The organism is Rhodococcus sp. UFZ-B548, assembly GCF_903819475.1.
GTDB classification, from domain to species: domain Bacteria; phylum Actinomycetota; class Actinomycetes; order Mycobacteriales; family Mycobacteriaceae; genus Rhodococcus_F; species Rhodococcus_F erythropolis.
In genome coordinates this window covers 1-13,314 of record NZ_CAIJDS010000061.1, presented here as the reverse complement: position 1 = coordinate 13,314, position 13,314 = coordinate 1, and the positions used below count along the sequence as shown (strand labels likewise).

1 protein-coding gene is annotated in these 13,314 nt (G+C 61.2%); it reads left to right on the top strand.

Features of this window, described 5'->3' with window-relative positions:
* Positions 1–300: 300 nt before the first annotated feature.
* Positions 301–13,314, top strand: a 13,014-nt coding sequence (locus H7C86_RS32255) for a non-ribosomal peptide synthetase (RefSeq protein ID WP_182263014.1), incomplete at its 3' end; no start/stop codon positions are given.

The following is a 13,314-nucleotide window of genomic DNA, read 5'->3' as shown; positions in this document are numbered from 1 at the left end:
CTGGCACGGTTCGACGGTGCTGCACTCTCGAACATTGTCGACGAGAACGGATCGAAGGGGGATGAAGTCAGGACGTCGGGAGTTCCCGGACATGGGGGCGAATCCGGAGCGTCGTGACGGGGGCGGCTGTAACAATCCGTAGCGAGGAACTCGATATGTCGGTGTGGCTTTGTCGTGCCTTTGACACATCAGAGACAATGGGTGGTTCTGGCTCGCGGCAGGTTGGCGAGATCGGTAGTCGCGTGAACCGGACGTTCGATTCACGCGGGTGCGCAATGGTGTGGAAGAGAGGCTGTGGGCGTGAATTCGCTGGGTAACGGAGAACTGGGGAGCGGCAAGCCGGAGGTCGGCAGCTCGCCGGAAGACGTTCAGCGATCAGGCGCATTCCCACTCTCGGCTGCGCAGCTCGGCATGTGGTTCGCTCAGCACCTTGATCCCAGTGTGCCAGTCAACATTGCACAGTACGTCGAACTCCGTGGACCGCTTCAATTGGAGGTGCTCCGCGAAGCAACTGCGACTGCCGGACTCGAGATCGGATCGGCATTCGTTCGCATCTTCGAGGTGAACGCTCAACCGTTCCAGCAGGTGGATCCGAACCTCGAGGCTCCGCTCGGCTTCGTCGACGTCCGGGGCGAGCCGGATCCGCTCGAGGCCGCGATGCGTTGGATGCGCACCGATCGCAGTCGACCCATCGACATGCTGACCGATCGGTTGATCGCGGCGACCGTCGTCCAACTCGGCGACGACCGATTCTTTTGGTACACACGTGTCCACCACACGATTCTCGACGGGCTCGGTGCATCGACCTTCGTCAACAGAGTTGCGGAACTGTATTCAGCACTTGTCGCGAATACAGAGCCGGTACCCAGTCAAGCATCCGACCTTCGCAAGGTCTACGACGCGGAGATCAAGTATCGGAATTCGAGCCGTTTCGAGGCCGACCGAGAGTATTGGGCCGAGCGCATTGCCGGGCTCGGCGAAACGACCAGCCTGGCCGGTCGATCGGCTCCGCCGGCCCCTCGCAGTCGAATCGAGTCAGCTGCTCTCAGCCACCAGGTCGGGCAGCGGCTCACCGATTTTCTCGAACGTGAAGAGGTCACGGTCGCGAGCGCGGTGATCGCGGCCTTCGGCGCATACCTCGCACAGATGACCGGTAGCGAGCGTGTTGCACTGAGTCTGCCTGTTTCGGGCCGTACGACCGCCGTACTTCGGCGATCGGGCGGAATGGTCTCCAACGTCGTTCCGCTGCGATTCGACATATCGCCGTCGACAACGGTCAAAGGATTGCTCAGCTCGGTTGCTACAGAGGTATCCGGCGCACTCCGTCATCAGTTGTATCGCCACGAGGACATGATTCGGGACGGCGAATTCGTTCCGGGCCAGGGCGCTTTCTTCGGGCCTTGGGTCAACATCATGCTGTTCTCGTCGGAACTGCAGTTCGGCCCGATGGTCGGTGAACTGCATATCTTGTCGACCGGACTCATCGAAGATCTCGGTGTCAACATCTACCGAAGCGTCGGAGACTCGCGTACGCACATCGACTTCGAGTCGAATCCCAACCTCTACACTCCGCATCAGGCGCAGCAGAATCACCTACGGTTCATCGATTTCTTCGAAAAGTTCGTATCCGCGCCGTCGTACCAGCGGGTGTGGGACATCCCGGTCGCCACTGAAGACGAACGGCGACAGATCGCCGGCTGGAACGAGACGCAGTCCCTAGTGCCGGCACGAACGTTGATCCAGGAATTCGATCGTCAGGTTTCCGAGACACCCGGCGCCACGGCGTTGGTGTATGAGGGTGCGACATTGACGTACGCGGAGTTCGATGCGCGCGTAAACCGGCTTGCCAGGAAACTCATCACGATGGGTGTTGGTCCCGAATCTCTTGTCGGGCTTTCGATTCGACGCTCGTTCGACCTGATCATCGGAATGTACGCCATCGTCAAAGCCGGTGGCGCCTGGGTTCCGGTCGACCCTGATCATCCGGCAGATCGAACCGCCTACATTCTCGAATCCGCCCGCCCGGTCTGTGTGCTGACGACGGCACGTGACGCGGTCGACTTCCCGGTCGGCACGACTTTCCTCGAGATCGATGTCGTAGATCTGAGTCTGCTGGGCGACAGGCCCGTCAGAGATCATGAGCGTCTGGCGCCGGTACGGGCGGACAACACCGCCTACGTGATATACACGTCAGGATCGACCGGGCGACCTAAGGGTGTCGCGGTCACCCACGCTGCCATCAACAACCAGTTGCAGTGGATGAATACCGAGTACGAACTCGGTGCGAACGACGTTTATCTGCAGAAGACTGCAACGACCTTCGACGTGTCGCTATGGGGGTTCTTCATGCCGTTGCATGTCGGCGCCTCGATGGTGATAGCGACCCCTGACGGTCACCGTGATCCGATGTACGTGGCCGACAAGATCGTCGAACATGGCGTGACCATAACGGATTTCGTTCCGTCAATGCTCACTTTGTTCACTTCGAATGCACCTGCGGGTTCGTGTGACTCCCTCAGGCACGTCTTTGTGATCGGCGAAGCGCTCCCGCCTGAAACCGCTTCGGCGTTTCGCGATCTGTCCAGCGCAGGGCTGCACAACCTGTATGGACCGACAGAGGCGGCAGTGTCGGTCACCTACTACGAAAGTGGTAGCCAGGACACTGTTTCGGTTCCGATCGGTATCCCCGAGTGGAACACCCAGGCTCACGTCCTCGACGCACATCTGCATCCGACTCCGATCGGGCAGCCCGGAGAGTTGTATCTTTCGGGAATTCAGTTGGCGCGGGGATACGTCGGTCGTCCGGACATCACCTCCGACAGATTTGTGGCCGCACCTTTCGGTGAACCCGGCGAAAGAATGTATCGCACCGGCGATTTGGTCCGTTGGCGTGAGGACGGCAATCTCGACTACATCGGGCGCACCGACTTTCAGGTGAAGTTCCGCGGGCAACGGATCGAATTGGGTGAGATCGAGACGGTTCTGGCGGCTCACCCCGGCGTCACGCAGGCAGTTGTACTCGTTGTCGGCACGCCGACGGGAGATCAGTTGGTCGGATACCTGGTGGCCGTCCCGGGGACCGCTGTCGTTCAGTCCGACCTCATGGAATTCGCGGGCCTGTCCCTTCCGTCGTACATGGTTCCCGCCTCGCTCATGATTCTCGACGCTCTGCCTCTCAATACGAGCGGCAAACTGGACCGAGCAGCGTTGCCCGATCCGGTCTTCGCGAGCGCGAAGGAGTATCGGGCGCCGCGAACGGAAACCGAACGCATTGTTGCCGCGGTGTTCGCGGAGGTCCTCGAGGTGGAAGAAGTCGGTATCGACGACGACTTCTTCGATCTCGGCGGAAATTCCTTGGTGGCAACCAAACTCGTCACGCGAGTGGGAACGCTTCTGGATGTGCAGATGGGGGTGCGGGATCTCTTCGAATCGTCGACGGTGACCGCCCTCGCAGCACGCGCGGAGGCATCGGTGGGAAAGACCCGCGCGGCGCCGGCACTCGTGGCCGGAGAACGCCCGGATGTTCTCCCGCTGTCACTTGCACAGCGACGCATGTGGTTTCTCAATCGATTCGATTCCGATTCGGGCACGTACAACCTTCCGTTTTCCGTTCGTCTGTCCGGATCGGTCAGCGTTGCAGCACTGGAACACACCTTTGCGGACCTGATCAGCCGTCACGAGTCATTGCGCACGATCTACCCGGAAATCAGCGGAGACGCACAGCAAATCGTCTTGCCGGCTGAGCAGGTTCTCCGCGACCTCGAACTTGCCCCGGTTCAGGTCACCGAATCAGGATTGACGGGATACCTGTACGAATTTGCTCGTCGCGGATTCGACGTGACTCGCGAGGTCCCCTTCCGGGTCGCACTCGTATCTGTCGGAACCGAAGATCACGTCCTCGTGATGGTGTTGCATCACATTGCGGCAGATGGACTTTCGTTCGGTCCTCTCGCCCGCGACATCATGGTTGCCTACACAGCCCGGGTAGACGGGACGACACCGGTGTTGCCTCCGATGGAGGTGCAGTACGCCGACTACGCGCTGTGGCAACGCGAGGTCCTCGGCTCCGAAGACGATTCGAACTCGGAAGTGTCGCGCCAGATTCAGTTCTGGAAGGAAACGCTGACAGGCACGCCTGAACAGTTGGAGTTGCCGACGGACCGGCCGCGGCCTGCTGTTGCGAGCTATCGAGGTGCCAAGCACCGGTTCGTCGTGGAAGCGGATACCTACCGCAAACTCGTCGATCTCGGCCGCTCAGTCAACGCGTCCCCGTACATGGTCACGCAGGCGGCATTCACGATTCTGATGAGCAGACTCAGCGGCTCGTCGGACATCGCCATCGGTTCACCGATCGCGGGGCGCGGTCACAAATCGCTCGACACTGTTATCGGGATGTTCGTCAATACCTTGGTCTTGCGTACCGAGGTCAACGCCGCCGAGTCGTTCGCGGCCTTCCTGACACGGGTACGCGACGTGGATCTGAGTGCTTTTGCGCATTCGGGTGTTCCGTTCGAGCGCTTGGTCGAGGTGCTCAATCCGGCCCGTTCCCAGACGCGCCACCCCATCATTCAAGTTGTGCTGAGTACCGAGGTGTCCGGTCCGCGAGAGCTGGATTTTGCCGGGATCAGCGCTGTCGCAACTGAACTCGACATTCCCATCGCCAAATTCGATCTGCAGTTGACGCTGTCGGAAACATTCGTCTCCCCGGATGTGCATGGCGATACCCACGCCGTGTTCGAATATGCGACAGACCTTTTCGACGCATCGACCGTCGAACGGTTCGCGGAACGCTTCCTGCGAATCCTGGATCAGGTTGTCGCCGACCCGGCTGTCCGCATTGGAGACGTGGAGATCCTCGACGCCGTCGAACGCCGGACTCTGACGGCAATTCGGGGTGCCGCCCCGGCCTCGGGGACACTGGCCTCGATTCTGGAAAGCGCGGCGGCCCAGGCGCCTGACGCTGTTGCATTGCGGTTCCGCGGTGATTCGGTGACATACCGTGAGCTGGACGCGCGATCGTCGCAACTTGCACGTCTGATGATCGCCGAGGGGATCGGGACGGAAGATCGAGTGGCGATCGCTATCGCGCGTTCGGTCGAATCGGTGGTCGGGTGGTGGGCGGTCGCCAAGACCGGTGCTGCCTTTGTCCCGGTGGATCCTGCCTATCCCTCCGAGCGCATCGTCCACATGGTGACCGACGTGAACGCAACCGTTGGTCTGACAGTTGAATCGGTTGCCGACGATCTGCCGGCCGTGGTCGCCTGGTGGGCGATCGACAGTGCCGGTGTGCGTGAGCGTTTGGACGAGCTCACGGATACACCGATCCTGGAATGCGATCGCATTCGCGAATTGCGTCCGCTGAACGCCGCGTACGTGATTTACACCTCGGGAACCACAGGTCTTCCGAAGGGGGTCGTCGTTCCCAACTCGGGAGTTGCGAACTTCTGCGAGGTCCAGATCGAGCGGTACGGACTCGACTCCGACACCAGAGCTCTTCACTTCGCATCGCCGAGCTTCGACGCGTCGGTCCTGGAGTTGTTGTTGGCCTTCGGTGCCGGATCGACCATGGTTGTAGTGCCGCCCGATATCTACGGCGGCGTCGAACTCGCAAATCTGATCCGCGACGAGAGGGTCACGCACGCCTTCGTCACCCCGTCTGCGTTGGCCTCGGTCGACCCGACCGGGCTGAAAGATTTCCGAGTGGTCATAGCAGGCGGGGAAGCGGTTCCCGCGGAGTTGGTGTCTCGGTGGGCCGAAGGACGCGCGTTCCACAATGGATACGGCCCCACCGAGACGACCATTATGTCGAACATCAGTGCCCCGTTGACGATTCGCGATCGAGTTACCATCGGTGGCCCGGTGCGTGGAATGTCGGCGTTGGTACTCGATGCGAGTCTCGAGCCCGTTCCGGTGGGTGTGACGGGTGAGCTCTATCTTTCGGGTGCTCAGGTATCGAGGGGTTATCACGCGAACCCGGGTCTCACGGCCGGCCGTTTCGTCGCGGACCCGTTCAGCAGCACCGCAGGGCGTATGTATCGCACCGGAGACGTCGTGCGTTGGACCAGGGATCTCGATATCGAGTATGTCGGTCGAAGCGACTCGCAGGTCAAGATTCGCGGTTTCCGCATCGAACTGGGCGAAGTGGAAACTGTGCTCGCGCGCGCCGAGGGCGTCGCGCAGGCCGTGGCTGTCGTCCGGTCGGACGAACGATTCGGCGCCAGACTGGTCGCCTACGTGGTGCCTGTCAGTGGAGCAGTTCTGTCGGCCGAAAACGTCCTCGCATCGGCGGCAGAATTCCTCACCGGTTACATGGTCCCCGATGCAGTGGTCGTCATCGATTCGTTGCCGTTGACGGTGAACGGCAAACTTGATCGAAATGCGTTGCCGGATCCGGTATTCGAGGAGCGTGAGTTTCGGGCGCCGACGACCGTCGTCGAGCAGATCGTCTCCCGGGTGTTCTCCGACGTCCTCGGACTCGATCAGGTCGGCCTCGACGACGACTTCTTCGAACTCGGCGGAAACTCGCTGATCGCGACGCAGGTTGCGGCTAGGTTGGGCGACGCGCTCAACGCGACTGTTGCGGTTCGTGTTCTTTTCGAAGCGTCGACAGTCGAAGCACTCGCCTCGCGCGTCGAATCACATGTGGACGGTGGATCACGCACACCGCTGGCGGCGGGGAAGCGTCCTGAAAGTGTTCCGCTGTCATTGGCTCAGCAGCGCATGTGGTTCCTGAATCGTTTCGATCCGGATTCGGCCGCGTACAACATCACCTTCGGGTTGCGGTTGGTCGGCGCGCTCGACACTGCGGCCCTCGCCGCAGCAGCCGTCGACGTGGTTGATCGACATGAGGTGTTGCGCACCATATATCCGGAGATCAACGGCGCACCAAATCAAGTCGTCTGCACGTCCGAAGAAGTCCAGATCGCATTGGTCCCGATTGGGATCGACCGAGCTGATGTCAACACTGCAGTCTCGGCGGTCGGCTCGCGTGGATTCGATCTGACACGTGAGTTCCCGATCCGCATGGAGCTGTTCCAGATCGCCGACAACGAGCACGTGCTCGCGATCTCGGTCCACCATATTTCGGCCGACGGATGGTCCCTGGGGCCGCTCGCGCGTGACGTGATGACTGCCTATGTGTCACGCAGTTCGGGTGACGCACCCGGCTGGGAGCCGCTCGAGGCGCAGTACGCCGATTACGCGTTGTGGCAACGAGACCTGCTTGGTTCGGCGGATGACGCTGGTTCTCTGATGTCCGATCAGATCGAATTCTGGAAGCAGACGTTGACCGGAGCGCCGGATCAACTGGAACTACCCCTCGATCACCCCCGCCCGCCTGCGCAGTCCTTCCGCGGCGCTCGCACTCGCTTCGAGATTCACGGCGACGTACGTCGAGCGCTCGATGCCCTTGCACGTGAGCACAATGCAACGCTGTTCATGGTCATGCATTCAGCCCTGGCGATTCTCTGCTCGCGGCTGAGCGGCTCCCGCGACGTCGTCTTGGGCACGCCGGTGGCAGGGCGCGGTGAACGTGTACTCGACGACATGGTCGGAATGTTCGTGAACACACTGGTGCTCCGGACCGCCGTGGATCCGGAAATTTCGTTCGCGGATCTCCTCGATCGCTCGTCTCAGATGTCGCTCGATGCATTCGCCCACGCGGATGTGCCGTTCGAGACTCTCGTCGACGCTCTCAACCCGGATCGAACCCAATCTCGACATCCGATCTTTCAGGTTGTTCTCTCGTTCCAGAACCTGGCGCATACCAGCTTCGAGCTGCCTGGACTCGAGGTAGAGACCACTGAGATCGACACGGCAACAGCAAAGTTCGATCTGGAGTTGGCTCTGTCGGAGATCGGCGACGGTCACAGTAACGGAATGCTGGCCGAGTTCACGTACGCCACCGACTTGTTCGACGCGCAGTCGATCGAAGCGTTTGCCGAACGATTCGTGCGAATCCTGCACCAGGTGGTTGCCGACCCGAAACGCACGATCGGCGACGTCGAGATACTGTCCTCCGACGAGCGTCGCTCGCTCACGAGCGTGCGTGGCGGTGCGGAGGTTTCCGGCACCTTGGCCGAAATCCTCTCGCGCGCGGCTTCGGTCGACGCGGACGCGATCGCCGTGCGATTCGATGGCCGATCGCTCACGTACGGAGAACTCGACGATCGTTCCTCTCGCATTGCGCGAATTCTGATCGAAGACGGAGTCGGTCCGGAAGACCGGGTCGTTGTTGCCATCGCACGTTCTGTCGAGTCGGTTGTCGCCTGGTGGGGAATCGCGAAGTCGGGTGCCGCTTTTGTTCCCGTGGATCCGGCGTACCCGTCGGAGCGCATCGTGCACATGGTTCGCGATTCCGGTGCCGTTCTCGGGTTGTCGACCGCTGCCAGCATCGGTTCGCTCCCGGCGGAGCTTTCCTGGGTCGCCATCGACGATCCGACCGTTTCCGCGCGCTGCGCGCGTGTTTCGGGTGCCCCCGTGTCTAATTCCGAACGGATTCGTCCGCTCGATCACCGTCACCCCGCTTACGTCATCTACACCTCCGGAACTACCGGCTTGCCCAAGGGCGTGACGATCCAGAACGCCGGTGTCGCCAATTTTGCGGCAGTTCAGATCGAACGCTTCGGTCTTACTGCTGACGCCGTGACCCTGCATTTCGCATCCCCCAGTTTTGATGCTTCGGTACTCGAATTGCTGATGGCGTTCGGGGCCGGATCTCGGATGGTCGTCGTTTCGCCTTCCGTGTACGGCGGCGCCGAGTTGGCGAGCATCCTTCGCGCCGAGAACGTCACACACGCTTTTGTGACACCCGCTGCGTTGGCGTCCGTCGATCCGATCGGGCTCGACGAACTTCGCGTCGTGGTTGTCGGTGGCGAGGCATGCTCACCGTCGTTGATCGCGGCATGGGCGCTCGAACTCCCCGACGGCCGCCGACGCGAATTCTTCAATGCTTACGGTCCCACCGAAGCCACGGTGGCGACGAACATCAGCACGGCCCTGACATCCGAGGACAGCGTCACTATCGGCGGTCCGGTCGACGGCCTGGCCGCGTACGTGTTCGACCAGCGTCTGCAACCTGTCCCTGTCGGAGTCGTGGGAGAGCTCTACGTCTCGGGAATCCAAATCGCACGTGGGTATCTCGATCAGTTCGGTCTCACCGCAACAAGATTCGTTGCAAATCCCTACGGCACTCCAGGTGAGAGGATGTACCGGACGGGTGACGTCGTCCGCTGGACGGATGATCGCGGTATCGAGTACGTGGGCCGTGGGGACTCACAGGTCAAGGTACGTGGATACCGAATCGAACTCGGTGAGATCGAGGCGGTCCTTCTGCGTGACTCCACGGTCTCGCAGGTGGTCGTGCGGGTGGTCGCGGACGATGTGCACGGTACCCGTCTGGTGGCGTACGTCGTGGCCGCGAGTGGCAGCGTCGTCGACCCTGACCGCGTGATCGATTCGGCGTCGGAATTCCTCGCCAAGTACATGCTTCCCGATATTGTCGTCGTACTCGACGCGATTCCGCTCACCACCGCCGGCAAGACCGACTTCGGTCGCCTGCCGATCCCGGAACTCCGTACTCGTGCGTTCCGTGCGCCGATCGATCCTGTCGAGCAGGCTGTCGCGCAGGTATTCGCGGATGTGCTGGGAGTACCACGTGTCGGCCTCGATGACGATTTCTTCGAACTGGGTGGAAACTCATTGATCGCCACTCGGGTTGCGGCGAGACTGGGCGAAGCCCTCGATACGTCGGTCCCCGTGAGAATCATGTTCGAAGCGTCCACGGTCGGTGCACTCGCGGAACGATTGGAATCGACGGTCGGGGACGGTGCGCGGCATGCACTCGTTCGGCAGGATCGACCTGATCGAATTCCGCTTTCACTTGCGCAGCAACGAATGTGGTTCCTCAATCGATTCGAACCCGAATCGACTGTCGACAACATTCCGCTGGCGCTTCGCATGAGCGGCTCGCTCGATGTGGATGCCTTGAGGCTCGCGATCTTCGACGTGGTCGATCGACACGAAGTTCTCCGGACGGTCTATCCGTCGCTCGACGGTGTGGGATTTCAGCGGATCACCTCGGGCGAAGACGAAACGCTCGAGTGGACCGTCGTCGAATCGTCATCTGCGGAGGTTTCGCAGGTGCTCACGGATTTCTTCTCCCGAGGGTTCGATCTGGTATCAGAGATTCCCTTCAGAGCCCGACTTCTCCGGGTGAGTGAGTCCGAGTGGATCTTGGCTGTAGCCATGCATCACATCGCGGCGGACGGCTTCTCGATGGGGCCGCTGGTCAGAGACGTGATGACTGCGTATGTGGCGCGATCACGGGGCACTGCCGCGGACTGGGCTCCGCTGGACATTCAGTATGCCGATTACGCCCTCTGGCAGCGCGCGGTTCTCGGCTCGGAGGACGACGCTGCGTCGCTGATGTCGCAACAGGTCGAGTACTGGCGGTCAAACTTGGCGGATCTGCCGGAGTTGCTCGAGCTTCCAATCGACCGTCCACGTCCTGCGGTTGCCTCCAACCGAGGTGCAGATTACCTGTCCACAATTCCGGCTGATGTGCACGGACAATTGAATCATATTGCAACGGAGAATAATTCGTCTCTGTTCATGGTCGTGCACGCGACTCTGGCTGTTGTTCTCTCACGACTGTCGGGTACCGGCGATCTTGCTGTGGGAACTCCGGTCGCAGGTCGAGGATCGCAGGTGCTCGACGATCTGGTCGGAATGTTCGTGAATACTCTCGTCCTGCGTTCGAAGGTCGATTCCGGTGCCACTTTCGCTGAATTGCTGGCCGAAATCCGCGAGACCGATCTCGGCGCCTTCGGTCACGCCGATGTGCCGTTCGAACGATTGGTGGAAATTCTCAACCCGGCTCGTTCCCAAGCTCGTTCGCCGCTTTTCCAGGTGATGTTGGCGTTCCAGAACATCGGAAGTAACGAGTTGGTTCTTCCGGGTGTATCGGTGGCTCCGGTAGAAATAGATCTGGAGTCGGCCAAGTTCGATCTGCAGCTGACTGTCACGGAACCTGCGGACCATACGGCCGGCGGTCTGTCGTTGACGTGGAACTATGCAACCGACTTGTTCGACGAGAGCACGATCGCTTCGTTCGCAGCGCGCTTCCGACAGGTCGTGGATCAGGTTGTTCAGGATTCCGGGGTCGTTGTCGGCGATCTCGAGCTGCTCTCGGCCACGGAGAAAGAACACATCGTCGATTGGACGAGCGGCGCGCCGGCGCCGGCCCGTTCGGCATCGTTGATCTCCGAGTTCGCTGCGGTGGTGGCGACTCGTCCGGACGCGTCTGCCGTGCTGTCGCGCGAGACCACGGTGACCTATGCCGAACTCGACGCCAAAAGCTCGGTCCTCGCCCACAAAATCATCGAATCCGGTGTACGGCCGGACGATGTCGTGGCGATAGTCCTCCCGCGCTCGATCGATTGGATTGTCGCGATGGTGGCGGTCTGGAAGGCCGGTGCCGCGTACGCGCCGGTTGATCCTGCCTATCCCGACGACCGCATCGAGATGATCCTGGAGGACACGGCAGCACGAACAGCGATCGTCGTAAACGAGCGGACACTGCCGGTTCCGTCGATTCGAGTGGATCGGATCGAACACACACCGGAGGAGTCTGTCCCGTCGTTGGAGGACCCGTGGAGTGCGCCCACATCCCTGGCGCACCTGGGCTATGTGATCTCCACGTCTGGTTCGACCGGCCGGCCGAAACCCACGATGGTGCCGATGGCCGGTATCGAGAACACCGTCCGTTGGTACCGCGGACAGGTGCCGCTCGGTGCCGGAATGCTCATAGCTTCCGCACCCGGATTCGACTTGACGCAGAAGAACGTGTGGGCAGCACTGAGTTCAGGTGCGGCAGTTCATCTGGCACCGGAAGGGTTCGAACCGGCCGAGGTGCTGGCAGCAGCGCAACCGGCCGACGTCCGGGTGGCAAACATGTCGCCGAGTGCATTCGAGGCATTGGTGGAGCACGATTCGGGTAGTGTCCTGACGGGCCTCGATGTCGTATTCCTCGGTGGAGAACCAATCAGGATCGATCGCATTGCGGCCCTGATGGATTCAGGAGTGTCCGTCGTCAACAGCTACGGTCCGACCGAGGCGTCAGACGTGGTGTCGTTCCAGATTGCGTCACGTGAGGACAGCGCCGGCGTGCCGATCGGCAGACCCGTCCCGGGAATCGATCTGTTCGTATTGGACGAACGACTCCATCCGGTCTCGGTGGGCGTGGCAGGCGAGTTGTACGTCGGGGGAGTAGGAGTCGGGCGCGGCTACGGTGGCCGGTTCGCCACCACTGCGGAGCGTTTCGTGGCGAATCCGAACGGACACAGTGGCGCCCGCATGTACCGCACCGGTGACCTGGCTCGGTGGAACAAGCACGGTGAACTCGAGTACGTCGGTCGAACCGACTTTCAGGTCAAGCTCCGGGGACAGCGAATCGAACTAGGCGAGATCGAGTCGGTGCTTTCGGCCCTCGATGCGGTTTCGGTGGCAATCGTGGTCCTGCATCACGACGACCTCCTCGGCGATCGACTGGTCGGGTACGTTGTCCCGGCACCGGGATTCGTCGTGGAAACCGCCGCAGTCAGGCGAGCTGCCGGGGAACGGTTGCCGGAGTACATGGTTCCGGCAAGCGTGATGGTGATCGACGCGGTGCCGCTCAATGCGAGTGGCAAGGTCGACCGGAAGGCGTTGCCATCTCCGATCTTCGAGGTTCGAGCGTTCCGCGCTCCGGAGTCGAGCGTCGAACAGACCGTGGCGCAGGTGTTCTCCGATGTACTCGGAGTGCCACAGGTGGGCTTGGACGACGATTTCTTCGAGCTCGGTGGAAACTCGTTGGTGGCAACACGCGTGTCTGCTCGTCTCGGGTCGACCTTGAATACGACGCTGGCCGTTCGCACCATCTTCGAAGCGTCGACGGTGGAGAGCCTTGCCGCTTCGCTCTCGTCACACATAGGCGACGCAACGCACGTGCCGTTGGTCGCGCAGGCGCGACCGGATCGTGTTCCGTTGTCTCTGGCGCAGCAGCGGATGTGGTTCCTGAACCGTTTCGACACCGATTCGGCAGCGAACAACATTCCGATGCCCGTCAGGTTGCACGGAGACCTCGATCTAGACGCGCTCGAATCGGCAGTCGGTGACGTCGTCGATCGTCACGAGATCCTTCGGACCATTTATCCCGAGGTCGACGGCACGGGGTATCAGCTCGTGCTGACGCCGGAGGAAGCACGCATTCACCTCGACGTCGAGTCGGTCGAGGTTGATCGTGTGGGGGGTGTGATTGCTGGGGTGGTGTCGGCG